The sequence below is a fragment of the Pseudomonas sp. 2FG genome (assembly GCF_005502935.1).
Taxonomy (GTDB): domain Bacteria; phylum Pseudomonadota; class Gammaproteobacteria; order Pseudomonadales; family Pseudomonadaceae; genus Aquipseudomonas.
Genome location: NZ_SCMP01000005.1, coordinates 1 through 15,468 on the forward strand (window position 1 = coordinate 1; position 15,468 = coordinate 15,468).

The following is a 15,468-nucleotide window of genomic DNA, read 5'->3' on the forward strand; positions in this document are numbered from 1 at the left end:
AGTTGCAGTGCCCGAGCGAGACGCATAAAAAATCCGATGCCAATTCAGGCATCGGATTTTGATTTCTTGCGGCCCAAGGTCAAGCGAAAGGGCTTAACTGACTGGCATTAGCCATTCAAGGCTGCCTTTTTTCATTGCCAAGCCATTGACCCGCATTACTGCTGCACGAACTCCGCAAAGCGCACGCCAGTACCGTTTGGCCGGACGTCTTGGAACAGCGAGTCCCTGTCGGCGGAAAGCTCCAGGCTGAGGGTGGCTTTACGTTCGCCTTTATTGCGTGTGACCAGGCCATCTTCATGGCTGCGGAAATACAGGGTCGGTACGCGCAGGTGGTGCAGTTCATCGGTGACGTGGTTGTGCAGTAATAAATGCACGAACTCGTATTGCCCGATTTTCAGGCGGCTGACCGGGATGTCGAACCACCAGATGTTTTTATTCAAATTGATCGTCGCGAAATGCGTGTTGTTGACGCCAAGCACCGCTGAGCCGAGTTGCTGGTTGCGGCGAGCGATGGCTGCCTTTTTGTCGATTTTCATAGCATTCCTAACACGCTGACAATATGGGTCTATAGCTTTGGCCGGCTGCTGGCGCGGCGCACTAGTGTGCTGTCTCGCAATAATCATTGCTCAAGCGGCTGCGGCTGGCCTGTGTAGGGTGCGCCGTGCGCACCACTGACACCCGGGTGCCTGGTGCGCACGGCGCACCCTACGAGCCGGTGTCATCGAAACAATAATTCTGAGACAGCACACTAGCTGGACAGTGTAACAGCCAGCCAGCCAGCTAGTGCTTGCGAGTGGGGCACAAGGAGCACTCAGTCTTTTTTGCCCCAGAGCTCGGCCAGGCGCTCGTCGCGCCCGCAGCGGCTACGGTAGAAGCTATAGCGGATGGGGTTCTTGCTGTAGTAATCCTGGTGGTAGTCCTCGGCAGGATAGAAGGTGGTGGCCGGCAGTATCTCGGTCACGATCGGCTGCGAAAAACGCCCTGAGGCCATCAGCGCCGTCTTGGACGCTTCGGCTAATTGCTGCTGTTGCGGGCCGTTATAAAAGATTGCGCTGCGGTACTGCGAGCCCTGGTCACAGAACTGCTGATTGGGCGTTAGCGGGTCGATGCTCGGCCAATACGCCTCCAGCAGCTTGGCGTAGCTGGTTTTGCCCGGGTCGAAGCGTATCTGCACCGCCTCCAGATGGCCGCTGGTGCCGGACGACACCTGTTCATAGGTCGGATTAGCGAGCGTTCCGCCGATGTAGCCGGAGGTCGTCGACAGCACCCCCGGCACCTTGTCGAAATCCGCTTCGGTACACCAGAAGCAACCGCCGGCGAGGACCGCCACGTCTTCGGTGCTGGCGCTGTTGCCGGTGGCGGCTTGCGCTGACACCTGTCCGCAGGTCGCCAGCAGCGTTGCCAGCAGCAGCGTGTGGGTCAGTGCGGTGTTGCGCCTTAGCCAGCGCGCTGGCTGTGAGGTTTGCCTGTTCATGCTTAGCTCCGCAGTGCCGGTAGTGGTTCGCTCCTTGGGATAAAGCGCAGCGCCACGCCGTTGTTGCACCAGCGCTCGCCACGCGGTGGTGGGCCATCGTCGAACAGGTGGCCCTGATGCCCGCCGCAGCGCACGCAGTGGTATTCGGTGCGTGGGTAGAACAGCTTGAAGTCGCGGCTGAAGGCCGTGTGGCCGGGAATGTCCTGAGTGAAGCTGGGCCAACCGGTGCCACTGTCGAACTTGTGCTGACTGTCGAACAGCGGCAAATGACACGCGGCGCAGATGAAGGTGCCATCGCGCTGTTCATCATTCAGCGGGCTGCTGCCTGGAGGTTCGGTGTCCTCTTCGAACAGCACCGCGTAAGCGGCCGGTGAAACCAGCGCGCGCCAGGCACTGTGAGGTTTGTCGAGTGGCACCACGCTGGTTTCGGCGTTGGCTTGGGTGGCGGCCGTTGTGGCGCGTGAATAGAGGCTGGGCGGCAGCGTGAAGAGGAGGGTAAAGCCCTGGAGCAAGGTGCGTCGGTTCATGGGTAACTCCCGCAGGAGGGTGCAAAAAGTAGACTGCCGAAATGCTGCGGTATTACAGGCCCTGCTGGCTTTACTGATAGGCCATGCGACCAACGGCGGCGTGTGAGGGGCGTAGCGGGGCCCGGCGTGTTGCGCCTGTATCGCCAGTGCCTTCTACCGGGCTAGAGCCACCAAGGCTTTGCTTTGGCTATAGCGCGCCAGTCGGTCGGCAAGCGGTTCGGGCAGAACCGGGCACGGCTGGAAACCCAGAGGCCGATAGAAGGCCAGCAGTTCTGGATGACAAAACAGCCAGATAGGCCCTGGGGTTTGTGCGACTGCGTGCTGGATCAAGGTGCTGGCGATGTTCTGCCGCCGCTCGGCCGGCGCCACGAACAGGCCGGTCAGCCAATGGCCTTGAGCAAGCGGCTTGAGGCAGAGGGCGGCGAGAATGTCGCTGCGCTTGGCTACCCAGAGTTGTTCCGCACTCCCTGCCCGCATGGGGGAGTGATGCGCTCGGTAGAACTTGTTGAGCAGAGGCCGCATGAGCTGGGGCAGCGGGCCGTACTGGATGTCAGTCATGGCGATAGGGTCGTGCAGCCACTTACGCGTACAGGCGAACAAAGCTACTCCAGGCCCTCATAGGCAATGTCATAGGCCTTGCCGAGGTCGACAGTCGTGGGCTTGTGTTGCTTGCTGTCACCTGCACGCCGGTCGGTGGCTTTCAGCGTTTGTGGGTGCGCGAACGACACCGCGGCCGGGGACGTTGCCAGCAGCACCCCTTCGAGCAGAAAGGTGCCGGCACCGCCCGCGCCCTGGCCGGCAGTGGCGCGGCGATTGATCACCACCCTGTCGACCTTGTTGGCCAGGCAGTGAGCGCTGAAGGCTTGCGCGAAGGCCGCCACATCTTCCTGGGTGGGGTTCTTCGGGAGCTGCAATTTGTTGAATTTTTCAGCGATGAGCGCGTGCGTCGCTCTGCTGCCGTCGAGCGTCACGATGCGCGCTTCGTTGGCCTTTAACAGCATCCCGGTGACTATCATCGCGGCTCCACTTGCTGGGTGTACGGTGGCTGAGTCGCCGAGCTTAGCGCTTGCCCATCGAGCGGCGTGTGCCATTCGGGGCGCGGCCAGGTGTTTGATGGTGACTGGACTTATTGGCTTTCTGATACCAAGGCTGATCCTTGGTTTTCGCATTGGCGAATTCAGCCGGCGAGAAGGGGAAAGCAAAGGCAGGAATAGCCTCTGACTTTTCACCATCCGCCGGCACGCAAGCGGTTGTTTCCACTTCGCTCGGTTGGCCTTGGCTAACCGTGGTTTGATCAGGCGAATGTTTAGTCGAAGTCATAAGAAATCCGGGTCGTAGAGATGAAGTGATTAGGTGGGGCAGTCGCCTAAGCCCGGCAGTATACCCAGCCGGCCCCGTGCGCTGGCGCATTCGTCAGCCAGCCGGTAAGGCGAATAACCTAGGGCGTTATCCGCCGTTGAGCGTGGTGTTAGCCGCTAGCCAGCCAGGCCCACATAGACGTTCTGCACGTCATCGTGTGCATCGATGGCGTCCAAAAATGCTTCTACCTCTTCCAGCTCGGCATCAGTCAGCGTCATCGGATTTTTCGGGCGGTAACCCAGCTGCGCCGACAGTACGGTGAACCCATGGGCTGGCAGTGCGCGGCATACCGTATCCAGATCGGTCACATCGCTGAGGAACAGCGTGGCGCCGTTCTCGGCAGGCTCAAAATCCTGGGCACCGGCCTCGATGGCCGCCAGTTCTGGGTCGGCATCGGCGGAGGTAGGGGCGGCCTCGATCATCCCGAGGTAGTCGAAGTCCCAGGCGACCGAACCCGAGGCGCCCAACTGGCCTTTGCGGAACAGCACGCGGATTTCGGCCACGGTGCGGTTGATGTTGTCCGTCAGGCACTCGACTATCACCGGCACCTTATGCGGGGCAAAACCTTCATAGGTGAGCTTCTCGAAGTTCACCGCCTCACCCAGCAAGCCGGCGCCCTTCTTGATCGCGCGCTCCAGGGTTTCGCGGGTCATGGAGGCTTTCTTGGCTTGCTCCACCACCAGGCGCAAACGCGGGTTCATGTCTGGGTCGGAGCCGGCGCGCGCCGCGATCATGATTTCCTTCGCCAGCTTGCCGAAAATGCGGCCCTTGGCATTCGCGGCGGCTTCTCTATGTCTGGCTTTCCACTGTGCGCCCATGCTTGTTCTCTTGATCTGTGTGGATGGAGGAGGAGTCGGTCGTATCGCTTGCGATCACCTGCCCATACGGGCGGTAACCAGCAAAAAACCAGACCTACGGATTAGGCCGCAGATTTTAGTCCCTCCCATGCCTGCTGGCACCACTCAAATTCCCCAGTCAAGCAAAGACAAGGCCTGGAACTGAACGAGCAAAGTCTCGACTGCTTAACACTTCGCGCGAAAATCTACACGGAGCGATGACAGCACCGGGCGGCGGTCGCATCATTCAGGGCTGTTGCAATCGCCTGCGCGGTGGGTTCGTGCCGATCACCCTGGGGGCTACAATGCCAGTGGGCAGTACAAAAGGTCATATAAGAAGCCATGCCGATGACGCTCACCAATGAGTCCCTGGGATACGCGGCGCAGTCTGTCGCCGGGCGGGTTCGCGAGCACAACGAAGACGCCGTGCTCTGTTGTCCGGAGCTGAACCTGTGGGCCATCGCCGATGGCATGGGCGGCCACCAGTGTGGCGAGGTGGCGAGTGCCATCGCGCTGGAAACCCTGCAGCAAGCGACCGCGCGTGGCGAAGATCTGGTCGCGGCGATCCACGCGGCGAATGCCGCCATAGTCGCAGCGGCGGAGCAGGACTCCGGCGGGCGCGGCATGGGCACCACAGTGGTGGCCGTGAGGTTTACCGGAGCCGATTTCGCGGTGGCCTGGGTCGGCGACAGCCGCGCCTATCGGGTCGGCGCCGAGAGCATCAGCCCGTTGACCCGCGATCACAGCTGGGTGCAGGCGATGATGGATGCCGGTGAGATGAGCGCATCCGAGGCGCGCAGCCATCCGCGGCGCAATATCATTCTCCAGTGCCTCGGTCGGGACGAACAGGCGCTGGAGGTCGGCCTGGTGCGGGGCACCCTGGAGTTGGGTGAGCTGCTCCTGCTGTGCAGTGACGGGCTGACTGGCGAGCTGAGCGATCGGCAGATCCAGCAGCTTTGCGCTACAGCCGGCACACTCGATGAGCTGGTGGCGCAGCTGACCGAGCTGGCCAACCAGCTGGGCGGCAAGGACAACATCTCCTGCATAGTGTTGGGCCGCAGCGTGGCGGAACCGCCGGTTGTCGAAACCCCGCCGCGCAGTTTTCTCAGCAAGTTGTTGAAACCCCGAAAGCCCTAATCACTCTATGCGCACTGACTTCCTATGAATGACAGCTTGCTTGAAATACCCGGCTATAGCGTGCACGGCCGGCTGGGTAAGGGCGGGATGGCCGAGGTCTATCTGGCGACCCAGGAGTCGCTGCACCGCAAGGTGGCGGTGAAGGTCTTGCTCAAGGCCGACGATGAGGCGTTCAGCAAGCGCTTCATCAAGGAGGGGCATATCGTCGCCTCCCTGCACCACCCTTCGATCATCACCATCCACGACATCGACCAACTGGCCGATGGCCGTTACTACCTGGCCATGGAGTTTGTCGCCGGCGGCGATTTGGCCCAGCACAAGGGCGAGGTGTTCGAGCCGCAGCGCGCCCTGGCCATAGTCCGGCAGATCGCCAGCGGCCTCGCCGTGGTGCATGACAAGGGCCTGGTGCATCGCGATATCAAGCCGGCGAACATCCTCTTTCGTGACGACGGCACGGCGGTGATCACCGATTTCGGCATCGCCAAGGCGCTGGAGCTGGACACTGAGCTCACCCAGTTCAACGTCGCCGTCGGCAGCCCGGCCTACAGCAGTCCGGAGCAGGCGCAATGCCAGCCGCTGGATGCGCGCAGCGATATCTACAGCCTGGGCGTCATCCTCCTGGAAATGCTCAGCGGGGCGAATCCCTATCGCGGCGCCAGCTACACCGAGACCGTGATGAACCATGTGCAGATGGAGCCGCCCAGCCTGCCGGTGCACCTGAGCCAGTACCAGAACCTGCTGCAGCGCATGCTGGCCAAGGACCCCGACGAGCGCTTCGCCGACTGCAGGGTGCTGCTGGCGAGCCTGGCCGAGCTGAGCGAGGCGGAACTGGACCACACCCGCATCGCCCCGGAGCTCAACCTGGACCAACCGCGCAAGCCGGCGGCCACTGGCGGGCGGCGCACCTTCGCGCGCCTGCTGTGGGCGCTGCTCGGGCTGCTGCTGGTCGGCGTTGCCGGCGGCGCGGGCTATTACTACCAGCAGCAGATGAAGATCGCCGACTTCCTCGCCCGCGGCGAACAGCGTCTGGCCGAAGGCAAGCTGCTCGAGCCGGCGCAGGACAATGCCGACTACTTCTTCCGCCAGGCCCTGCTGCTCGATGCGGCCAATGCCGAGGCCGAGGCTGGCCTGCAGCGGGTGCTCGAGGCGCGGATCGCCAACACCCTGCAACTGGCCGAGCGCAGCATCGTCGAGGAGCGCCTGCTGCTGCCCGAGGACGACAGCGCAGTGTTCTATTACCGCCAGGTGCTGGGTTGGGTGCCGGGGCATGAGCAGGCGCTGGCCGGGCTGCAGCAGGTGGCGCAACGCTACCTCGACCTGAGCGAAGGCGCCTACGGCAGACGCGAGTACGCCCTGGCGCTGGAGTACATCAAGCGTGGCCTGGAGGTGCAGCCCGACCACGAAGTGCTGCTTGCCTACTACGCTGACCATCAGCGGCGCGTGCGCAGGGCCCAGACGACCCGCCCCCGCGCGGCGAGCACGTCGAGCAGCCAAGGGCAAAAGCAACCGAACCCCATCAAGCGCCTGTGGAATCGGATCTTCGATAATTGAGCGCGCAGAGCCGCCGGTTGAGTGACTGCTAGCGGCGTCGGGTGCAGGTGGTTTGAGGCATAAGGTCACGGGTTGAATTGGCTTGGCGCAACTTTTTCAAGGTAGATATCGAACATGCTCAGGATTCACTTCACGGACAACCGCCAGGCGCCCATCTGGCTGGTGGATGAACGCTTCACCATCGGCCAGGACAGCCGCAACAACCTGGTGCTGGCGGATGCGGAGATCAGCCCCTTTCATGCCGAAATCCGCCAGGAGCACGGCCTCTACTACCTGACCGACTGCGGCACCCAGGCCGGCACCTACGTCAACGATGAGCGCATCGGCGCGCGCTACCAACTGCGCTCGGAGGACAAGGTGCGGCTCGGCACGCTGGAGCTGCTGCTGGTCGACCCGGCGAAGCACAAACCCAAGGCCGAGGCGGTCGCGCGCTGGTTCCTGCAGGTGATCAAGGGCGAGCATCAGGGCCACAAGTACCATGTGACCGGCTCGATGACCTTCGGCCGCTCCGTGAAGTGCGAGCTGTGCTTCAGCGACCTGGAACTGTCGCGCCGGCACTGCGAGTTCTTCCTCAAGGACGACGTGCTGGAGATCAAGGACCTGGCCTCCGCCAACGGCGTGTTCGTCAACCACCAGAAAGTCAGTACGGCCGCCTTGCAGCCCGGCGACCAGGTACGCATGGGCTCGGTGACCCTGCTGGTGATCGGGCCCAAGGTCGAGGTGGCCCAGGCCGAAGATGAAGACGCCACCCTGTTTATGCGTGCCATCGACCTGCCCAAACCGGCCAAGCCGAAACCGGCCAGCCAGCCGGCAACCGCCAATCCGCTGCGGGCGGCGGCGCTCAATGCCGCGCAGAAGAGTGGTGTGCCAGCGGTGCCGGCGAAGCAACCGCTGAACAAGGTATTGCTGGGGGTGCTGGCGGTTGTGCTGGCGATGGTTGTGGCCCTGGCAGCCAAGGCCATGCTCTGAGCCGAGGTCACCCCCGAGCTGAGCGCTTCCACGCTGGGCAATTGCATGGACTTGAGCACGCCTTTGCACGCCATCGCGCAAGGCGGATTACGCGGTACTGCGCCGTGTTACCTAAGCTGAAGGTGCACCCCCCGGCGGGCTTCCAGTACGAGGAGACAAGCATGGAAAGGAAGAGAAAACTCGACACCTATCAGCGCTTCAAGAAACAGTACCCGGATTACTTTGGCGCCGTGGAGGCGCTAGGCACGGCGGTGCGTCATGCCGGGCCGCTGGACGAACAGGTCATCCAACTGGTCCAGCTCGGCGCCGCGGCGGCCATCCGCTCCGAGGGCGCAGTGCACAGCCATGTCCGGCGGGCACTGGAAGCGGGCGCTACGCCGGAGCAGATCCATCACTCGCTGCTCTCTCTCACCAGCACGATCGGTTTCCCGACCGTCGTTGCGGCCTTGAGCTGGGCGGACGATGTGATTGGGCGAGCAGAGCCGAACACCTAGGGCGGTAAGGTGGTTCAGGCCTCTACCCTACACGGCCTGATGCTTTTACCTAGGGTGGAAAATCCGCGCAGCGGTTTTCCCCCAGCGGACATCCAGGCTAGCTCGTGGGCAAATGCCCGGTTGCTCCCCCGTCATTGCGGCACTAGCAAGTTCAGCGCTGTGTTAACTCGCTGCGGGCCTATATTGATAGTGATCAATGTAGGTATTCGCGGCACCACAGGTGGCCCGGTGGCGTGACGGATTGATGCATATCAAAGCGCCCGAGAGTCGCGGGGGGCGTTTTCTATGCCAGTTGGTTCCCTGCCGGAGGGGATCCGCGGTTACATCAGCACAAGGCGCCGGAAAACCCAGAACGTTTGGAGGTGTCTCATGAGTCAATATCAACGACTGTTTCTGATCGCCGATCCAGCCATGCGCCACTCCGCGGCGCTGCAACGAGCTGTTGCCCTGGCCGAGACCTGCGGTGCAGCACTGCATATCGCGGCATTCGCCGAAGCCTCCGACACCCTGGGACTGCTACACAAGACTGAGCAAACTCGCGAAAACTATCTACAGGAACATCAAAAGTGGTTGAAGGATGAAACCGAACTGCTGCGCAGCAAGGGCATCAAGGTGACCACAGAGGTGGCCTGGGCCAACAACGTGCTGCAGGAAATTCTTCTGCATGTGACAGAAATGCAGCCGGACCTGCTAATCAAGGACGTGCAGCGTGAGCCGGCGCTCAAGCGCGCATTCATTACCCCGCTGGATTCGCATCTGCTGCGTGAGTGCCCGGTGCCTATGCATCTGGTCAGCGAGGTCAGGTGCCCGCTGCCACGTATGGTGGTTGCGGCAGTCGATCCATCGCAACCGGAGATGCAGATCACAGGTCTCAACGACCGCATCATCGAGGCTGCGAACGGGTTAGCCCTGCAATGCGATGCCGAGTTGCACTTGCTGCACGCCTACGATCTATCGCAGACACATCTCTCGGATGCGGGGGCTGGCGCGGTGACCTTGCCGGGTTTCGCCAATGACTTACGCCGTTCGCTGCATAAGTCTTTCATCGCGCTGGCTGAGCGCTACGGTGTAGCACCTGAGCGCCAGCATTTCATTATGGGGCCGCCGATCAAGGCTATGGCCAATTTCGCTGCCCACAACCAGACCGATGTGATCGTGATGGGGTGCGTGCACCGCAAGGGCCTGGACAAGCTGCTCGGCAGTACCACCGAGCACGTTCTGTACCACGTGCCTTGCAGCATCCTGGCGATCAAACCACTGCTCACATGAAGAAGACGATCGGCCGCTGAGCCGATTTCCTCGGCGGCCAGTCGCGCTCGTAGCCGACTGACGCCGGACACCGCGATTTGAGCGTTCCCACGCTCTGCGTGGGAACGCAGCCAGTGATGCGCTGCGTCACAGTGTCGAGTGGCGCAACCAAAAAGCCCGGCGCGAGGGCCGGGCTTTGCACATGGGTGAGTCGAGTGGGCTTCAGCGGCCCTCTTTACCGATCAAGCGATACGCCAGGGCGCCCAGCAAGGCACCTACAATCGGTGCGAACCAGAACAGCCATAACTGGCCGATCGCCCAATCACCCACATAAATCGCCACACCGGTGCTGCGTGCCGGGTTCACCGAGGTGTTGGTCACGGGAATGCTGATGAGGTGGATCAGCGTCAGCGCCAGGCCAATGGGAATCGGCGCAAACCCAGCCGGTGCGCGTTTGTCTGTGGCGCCGAGAATCACCAGCAGAAAAAACATGGTCATCACCACTTCCGACACCAGGGCCGCCAGCAACGAGTAGCCGCCGGGGGAGTGGGCGCCATAGCCGTTCGAGGCGAAGCCTTTGGTTACGTCGAAGCCTGCGGCCCCGCTGGCAATGATGTACAACACGCCGCCTGCGACAATGCCGCCGAGAACTTGGGCCACGATGTAAGGCGCCAACTGGCTCGCCGGGAAACGCCCCCCGGCCCAGAGCCCGATGGATACGGCGGGGTTCAGGTGGCAGCCGGAAATGTGGCCGATGGCGTATGCCATAGTCAGCACCGTCAGACCAAACGCCAGCGACACACCCATCAGGCCAATGCCCACCTCGGGAAACGCCGCGGCCAGAACCGCACTGCCACACCCGCCCAGCACCAGCCAGAACGTCCCCAGAAACTCCGCTCCGTATTGCTTCATATCGTGTTCCTCATGAACATTGATGATGAACTCAGATGCTCGACGCTAGCGTTCAGTGGCTGCTTTGCGCAGTCCGCTGGACCGGGGCAGCACTGCATGCCCCGTCACTTCTGGTGGGTCTCGCGATCTTTTTTAACTGTATGTGGTGAATGGTCTTTATCAAGTGTGGGAGCGCGATTACTGATACTGATCGTTCCCACGCGGAGAGTGGGAACGATCAAACGTCAATCAGCCGATGGCTCCCACGCTCCGGCGTGGGAGCCCGGTTTATGACGCTCTGCGTCACGCTGTTGTGTGGGCGCGATCAATCATTGGATTCTTCCTTGAATCATTGGGTGGGGTGGTGGCGCGCGACGCGGAGCGTCACTGGCGGCATTCCCACGCTCCGGCGTGGGAGCCGAGCTTGTGACGCTCTGCGTCACGCTGTTGCGTGGGACTGATCAAAATCAGTCTTGGCGGCTGGTGACTTCGAGCAGGTGGTAACCAAACTGGGTTTTCACCGGGCCTTGCACGACATTGATCGGGGCGCTGAACACCACGGTGTCGAACTCTTTAACCATCTGGCCTGGGCCGAACGAGCCGAGGTTGCCACCGTCGCGGCTGGACGGGCAGGTGGAGTTGTCTTTGGCGACTTGGGCAAAGTCAGCGCCAGCTTCGATAGCGGCTTTCAGTTCGTTGCACTTGGCTTCGGTGGCAACCAGGATGTGACGGGCAGTGGCTTTGGCCATGGGGATTACTCCTTTCAAAGAAGGTGCAAAGCCTACCGGAATTAGTCGGGTATTCAAGCGCTGGGCGACTTCCGGCCCAGCGCGGCTCTTGGCCTTGGCCGCCACGCTTTTGTTTTTAATGCGGTGTACGTCGCCGCAGCTGTGTCGCCTGATCGTTTGGCTTCCGCCCTTGCGGCGGGTCCCTTCTGGCAGTCGCCCCAACAGGAACCAAAAAGTCTTGCCCCTCCATACGGGTGCGCTTTCTCTTTGGTTACCTTCTCTTTCGCGCGAGCAAAGAGAAGGTAACTCGCCGTAAGGGCGAAACCAGTAAGTAGGATCGATGAAAGCCATTGACCAAATGGGTGGCGGATGGCGTAGGCTGGTCCTGCCGCATCAACACGCGGCGCTATTCGCGAACAGTTGAAGAAGGAAAGCTTATGCAAATCCAAGTTCACAGCGATAACCACATCGAAGGCAGCGCCCGACTCGTAGAGTGGGTAAGTGCCAGTGTTGCCAGCAAGCTGGAGCGCTTCGACGACGAATTGACCCGCATTGTCGTCCATCTCAATGACGAAAACGGGATAAAGGCCGGCGCCAACGACATGCGCTGCCAGATCGAGGCACGGCCCAAAGGGCTACAGCCGCTCTCCGTTACCCATAAAGCCGAGTCACTGGATCAGGCCATAGAAGGGGCCATTGATAAACTTGGCAATGCGCTGAACCACCAGTTCGGCAAGCTGCGCAGCAAGCGTGCGCCGACCCATCTGGCCGACGGTGAAGCTGAGGGTATTGAAGGGCAGGATGCGTTGCTGCAGGAAGACTTCCTCGCCGACGAACAAGTCCGCACCTCTTAACAGATCGCTAAGTAAAGCCGCAGCTGGGTAGGAGCCCGCCTGCGGCTTTTTTATTGGCTGCATTTAAGTCAGCTGATCGACACCATCGAACAGCGGCAACCACTCCACCACAGTGCGGGTGAGGATGTGCGGTTTGTCCGGTTCGGTGATGAGGTAATGGCTACGGCCATCGGATTCTTCCTTGAATCAGGCGGGTGGACGCTGGAGCGTCGAGGGCTGCATGCCCACGCTCCAGCGTCACGATGTACCGCGGTGCGTGGGCGCGATCAAACCAGGCTCAACACAGCGTCAATGGAGCAACGTCCCCTTGCTAATTGTCTAAAGTTGAGCAGGAGGGCGTGACAGTGCCCGGGCGTTCACTTCAGGAGGTCTCGCCATGGCTACCTTGACCATCGAAGGCTGGTGCAAAACCAGCGACGACAAAAAGTCCACCCCGGTGGGGGAGATCCATTTTTACGTCAATGGAGACGACCATTTACATCTAGAGCAGGCCGAAGAACGCCTGCAGAAGACCCATGAGCCTGAAGCCATGGTCGATGTCGATATGACCACGTTGGAATTGATCACGCCGGAGGGTTGCGGCCCCTTGTCCGATTGCAAATTCCGCGTCTATTTGAGCGCAAGCGATCAACGCGGCCAATTCCATTTGGTCGGGCATCGGGCGAGTGATGGCAGCTTGATCTATACCAACGCGGTGATGATCGATCAGCTGGCTTAGCCGCGCACTGTTCAGGAGCAACGCTTTGCTCTCTGAGGCAGGCCGACGCCGTATTGCTTTAGGGGGGGGGCTAGTGGCCATCGCGGCTCGCGGCGTTGCTTGCTTCGTGCCGCTCATAGCTACCGGGCCGGCTCCTGCCACACTGATTTAGTCGCTCCGACTCCTTTGGTTTTGAACCATGCCCGATACTTCAAATTCAGCGTGCCGCAGCGCGCGTACCAAGGGCCTGAACCGCTTAGCGTTGCTCGCGATTGCGCTAGCTGTGATGCTCAGTGCCGCATCGGCATCGGCATCGGCATCCGCGAGCGACAGCGACGAACTCATCGCGCTGATCAATGCTTACCGCGAATCGCCGCAAGCCTGCGACGGCAAGCAAACCGAGGCGGCGGGCCCGCTGGTACCGGACGCCCGACTGGCCCGCGTGCAGCTGGCTTCCGGTGTGCAATTGCAAGTCGCATTGCAGCAGGTCGGCTATCAGCCTGCCACGGTACGGGTGATTACCTTATCCGGGCCGGGGAGCGTGAGCGCCGTTAGCCAGGCGATCCAGCAGCGCTACTGCGCCACGCTGCTGGATGCGCAATATGCAGAGGTCGGTGTACAGCGCAATGCCAACACCTGGCAGGTGATCCTCGCCCGACCGTTACTGCCCAGTGGCATGCCCGACTGGCAGGCGGCGGGTCGGGATATCCTGCAATTGGTCAATGCCGCTCGCGCCCAACCGCAGCGCTGCGGCAGCCAAGCATTCGACCCGGCACCGCCTTTGCGTTGGAATGAGCGACTCGGCCAAAGCGCCCTGGCGCATAGCCGCGATATGGCCGCTCGCAACTACTTCAGTCACACAGGAAAAGACGGCAGCCTAGCGGGTAAGCGTGCCACGCGTGATGGATATGCCTGGCAACAGATCGGCGAAAACATCGCCGCAGGGCAGGGCAGCGCAAAACAGACAGTCGCCGGCTGGCTGGGCAGCCCGTCGCACTGCTTCAACATCATGAACCCGGACTTCAGCGAAATGGGCGCCGCCTATGCGGTCGATCCGCAGAGCGATGCCGGGATCTACTGGACGCAGGTGTTCGGTCTGCCGCGTTAGGCAGCGCAACCCCTCAGCCGCGGCAGCCCGGCGATGAATAAGCAGGCCTTACTGGCGGCTGAAAATAAAGCTGGCCGCGGTCGATGGCTCCCACGCTCCCGCGTGGGAGCCTGGTTTGTGACGCTCTGCGTCACGGTATCCGTGGGAGCGATCAACCTCTTGCACCTGTGGCTAATGTTGCAGCCAAGCCTCGGCTTCCGCCTCCTGGCCCAGATCGAATGCCTTGATCTGCAGACCCGGAATCAGCGCGCCCTCGACCTCGCTGGTTTTTCTCACCCATTCCTTGCCGGCAACGACTGCCATGCGGTCGAAGTGGCGAACAAACCTGAACAGTTGCGGGATGCGCGACAACTCGACGCCTATTGCGCCCAGCGTTGGAAGCGAGAAATCGCCGACCCGATAAAGCATTCGGCCATGCTCGATGCCTTCGGATTTCTGGCTCAGCTCATCGAGCGCGACTCTCATGCCATTGCTGTCGAGTTTTCCGGCAAATTCTACGTCGATGCGGTTTTCGCCGTTTCGCATTACCTGGAACATAGCGACTCCTCCACGGGGGGATATAATTCCCACGATACGCCGCTTGCTACCGGACGTTAACTGGAAAAACGGCTTTCTGGCCTATTGGTCAACGATTCCATCCGGCCTCCTGATGTGGCGTTTGGTGTTGTTTGTGCGTTTGATGCTTGGTAACTAAACGCAGAATTAAAAACGCGTAGAGCCCTTTGTTTGGTGGGTACCGATGTGCTCAACCTGCCCTACAAACTCGCGAAAGTTAATTGGAAATGGCCAAGAAATAAATCTGCCCCTTTAGAGTCTCCTTTAGCACCTGCATACGGTTCCGGTACGGGCAAATTGCCATCAGAGCAAGCTTTGCATAGAGTGTCGCGTCCGTCGCGCCGGCACTGATCAGGCCGGCGGAATTCCTCAGTAAACAAGGACGATCAAAAATGAAGTTGAAGATGTTGGGAATGGCGTTGGCCTTCACGCTGGCCGGCTGCGCTAGCTTCCCGGGCAACCAAGTTCCAGAAACCACCTTGCCAACTATGGCCAGCTACCAGCAGCGCCCCAGCGTGTTTGTTGATTTCACCTTTTATCAAGGTAAGGCGGGTGATCCCAAGGCTGTCGAAGTGCCGCTGGCAAGAGATTCGCTAAAGCCGCAACTTGAGGCATCTCTGCGCGACTCAGGATTATTCAGCCGGTACACGCTCGATGAATTTCAGAAGCAGCCCGGCGATTACACCCTCAAGCTGAATGTCTACAACAGCGGCTCTGCGGGTGCGGCAATGGTGAGCGGTTTCATTTCTGGTTTCACCTTTATGGTGATCCCGGCAACCGCAAAGGATGAATACACCATGACCCTGCAGGTTCTCGACGATCAGAATCAACCGGTTCTGGCTGGGCAGAACAATGAATCGGTGCGTACCTGGATGGGACTGATCTTCATCCCGATGATGGCGTACACACCGGCTGAAGCCGTCAGCGACAGTTTTCGCCGTCAGCTCAACGCCTTGTTGAAGCAAATGGTCGATCAGCAGGTTCTGAAGTACGCGCAAGGGGTATTGCCGCTGCGTGGCTGATTGAGTTTGGCGCGCTCT

General features: G+C 60.8%; 19 protein-coding genes and 1 pseudogene. 9 read left to right on the forward strand and 11 right to left on the reverse strand.

All coding sequences use genetic code 11. The features are described from left to right. Positions 1 to 155: 155 nt before the first annotated feature. The 7 genes from FFS13_RS06590 to FFS13_RS06620 form a co-directional block, all read right to left on the reverse strand. On the reverse strand, positions 156 to 536 hold the full coding sequence (locus tag FFS13_RS06590; protein ID WP_137818308.1) for a hypothetical protein: 381 nt from the start codon (positions 534 to 536) through the stop codon (positions 156 to 158). Between the two features lie 275 nt (positions 537 to 811). Beyond that, positions 812 to 1,474 (reverse strand): peptide-methionine (S)-S-oxide reductase MsrA, encoded by a 663-nt coding sequence (msrA, locus tag FFS13_RS06595; RefSeq protein ID WP_137818309.1) that lies wholly within the window; start codon positions 1,472 to 1,474, stop codon positions 812 to 814. 2 nt (positions 1,475 to 1,476) lie between these two features. Next, the gene (msrB, locus tag FFS13_RS06600) at positions 1,477 to 2,001 is read right to left on the reverse strand and encodes a peptide-methionine (R)-S-oxide reductase MsrB (RefSeq protein ID WP_137818310.1); all 525 of its coding nucleotides are present in this window, start codon (positions 1,999 to 2,001) and stop codon (positions 1,477 to 1,479) included. A 153-nt stretch (positions 2,002 to 2,154) separates the two neighbouring features. Beyond that, positions 2,155 to 2,559 carry a GNAT family N-acetyltransferase gene (locus FFS13_RS06605; RefSeq protein ID WP_137818311.1) on the reverse strand — a complete coding sequence of 135 codons (405 nt, stop codon included), beginning with the start codon at positions 2,557 to 2,559 and terminating at the stop codon, positions 2,155 to 2,157. Between the two features lie 44 nt (positions 2,560 to 2,603). Next, a complete protein-coding gene (locus tag FFS13_RS06610) occupies positions 2,604 to 3,017 on the reverse strand; it encodes a DUF3010 family protein (RefSeq protein WP_137818312.1) in 414 nt (137 codons plus the stop codon). A gap of 43 nt (positions 3,018 to 3,060) precedes the next feature. Then, the gene (locus tag FFS13_RS06615; protein WP_305956013.1) at positions 3,061 to 3,321 is read right to left on the reverse strand and encodes a hypothetical protein; all 261 of its coding nucleotides are present in this window, start codon (positions 3,319 to 3,321) and stop codon (positions 3,061 to 3,063) included. A 155-nt stretch (positions 3,322 to 3,476) separates the two neighbouring features. Continuing rightward, complete coding sequence (locus FFS13_RS06620) at positions 3,477 to 4,178, reverse strand: YebC/PmpR family DNA-binding transcriptional regulator (protein WP_137818313.1); 702 nt, start codon at positions 4,176 to 4,178, stop codon at positions 3,477 to 3,479. A gap of 360 nt (positions 4,179 to 4,538) precedes the next feature. Here FFS13_RS06620 and FFS13_RS06625 point away from each other — a divergent pair, with 360 nt between their 5' ends. The 5 genes from FFS13_RS06625 to FFS13_RS06645 all read left to right on the forward strand — a co-directional run bounded on the left by FFS13_RS06625 (position 4,539) and on the right by FFS13_RS06645 (position 9,616). Continuing rightward, positions 4,539 to 5,333 carry a PP2C family serine/threonine-protein phosphatase gene (locus FFS13_RS06625; protein WP_137818314.1) on the forward strand — a complete coding sequence of 265 codons (795 nt, stop codon included), beginning with the start codon at positions 4,539 to 4,541 and terminating at the stop codon, positions 5,331 to 5,333. Between the two features lie 24 nt (positions 5,334 to 5,357). Then, entirely contained in the window at positions 5,358 to 6,884 is a 1,527-nt protein-coding gene (locus FFS13_RS06630) for a serine/threonine-protein kinase (protein ID WP_137818315.1), read from the forward strand. A gap of 114 nt (positions 6,885 to 6,998) precedes the next feature. Then, positions 6,999 to 7,853, forward strand: a complete 855-nt coding sequence (locus FFS13_RS06635; protein WP_137818316.1) for an FHA domain-containing protein — start codon at positions 6,999 to 7,001, stop codon at positions 7,851 to 7,853. Between the two features lie 161 nt (positions 7,854 to 8,014). Then, positions 8,015 to 8,347, forward strand: a complete 333-nt coding sequence (locus FFS13_RS06640) for a carboxymuconolactone decarboxylase family protein (RefSeq protein ID WP_137818317.1) — start codon at positions 8,015 to 8,017, stop codon at positions 8,345 to 8,347. Positions 8,348 to 8,716: 369 nt separating this feature from the next. Further along, a complete protein-coding gene (locus FFS13_RS06645; RefSeq protein ID WP_137818521.1) occupies positions 8,717 to 9,616 on the forward strand; it encodes a universal stress protein in 900 nt (299 codons plus the stop codon). 201 nt (positions 9,617 to 9,817) lie between these two features. Here the strand turns inward: FFS13_RS06645 and aqpZ are convergent, their stop codons facing one another. Both aqpZ and FFS13_RS06655 read right to left on the reverse strand, forming a co-directional pair. Then, complete coding sequence (gene aqpZ / locus FFS13_RS06650) at positions 9,818 to 10,507, reverse strand: aquaporin Z (RefSeq protein WP_137818318.1); 690 nt, start codon at positions 10,505 to 10,507, stop codon at positions 9,818 to 9,820. A gap of 446 nt (positions 10,508 to 10,953) precedes the next feature. Continuing rightward, entirely contained in the window at positions 10,954 to 11,235 is a 282-nt protein-coding gene (locus FFS13_RS06655; RefSeq protein ID WP_137818319.1) for a peptidylprolyl isomerase, read from the reverse strand. Between the two features lie 416 nt (positions 11,236 to 11,651). Here FFS13_RS06655 and FFS13_RS06660 point away from each other — a divergent pair, with 416 nt between their 5' ends. Beyond that, a complete protein-coding gene (locus FFS13_RS06660) occupies positions 11,652 to 12,068 on the forward strand; it encodes an HPF/RaiA family ribosome-associated protein (RefSeq protein ID WP_137818320.1) in 417 nt (138 codons plus the stop codon). An 87-nt stretch (positions 12,069 to 12,155) separates the two neighbouring features. Here the strand turns inward: FFS13_RS06660 and FFS13_RS06665 are convergent. After that, positions 12,156 to 12,218, reverse strand: a pseudogene (locus tag FFS13_RS06665) (transposase); the annotation flags it as partial. Positions 12,219 to 12,444: 226 nt separating this feature from the next. Between FFS13_RS06665 and FFS13_RS06670 the strand changes: the two are divergent. Together FFS13_RS06670 and FFS13_RS06675 are read left to right on the forward strand one after the other, a co-directional pair. Further along, positions 12,445 to 12,786, forward strand: coding sequence for a hypothetical protein (locus FFS13_RS06670; RefSeq protein WP_137818321.1), 342 nt, complete (start codon positions 12,445 to 12,447; stop codon positions 12,784 to 12,786). A 178-nt stretch (positions 12,787 to 12,964) separates the two neighbouring features. Then, positions 12,965 to 13,873, forward strand: coding sequence for a CAP domain-containing protein (locus FFS13_RS06675; RefSeq protein ID WP_137818322.1), 909 nt, complete (start codon positions 12,965 to 12,967; stop codon positions 13,871 to 13,873). Positions 13,874 to 14,044: 171 nt separating this feature from the next. Here FFS13_RS06675 and FFS13_RS06680 read toward each other — a convergent pair whose 3' ends face one another. Then, complete coding sequence (locus tag FFS13_RS06680; protein WP_137818323.1) at positions 14,045 to 14,410, reverse strand: STAS/SEC14 domain-containing protein; 366 nt, start codon at positions 14,408 to 14,410, stop codon at positions 14,045 to 14,047. A 410-nt stretch (positions 14,411 to 14,820) separates the two neighbouring features. Here FFS13_RS06680 and FFS13_RS06685 point away from each other — a divergent pair, with 410 nt between their 5' ends. Beyond that, a complete protein-coding gene (locus FFS13_RS06685) occupies positions 14,821 to 15,450 on the forward strand; it encodes a hypothetical protein (protein ID WP_137818324.1) in 630 nt (209 codons plus the stop codon). Positions 15,451 to 15,468 lie beyond the last annotated feature (18 nt).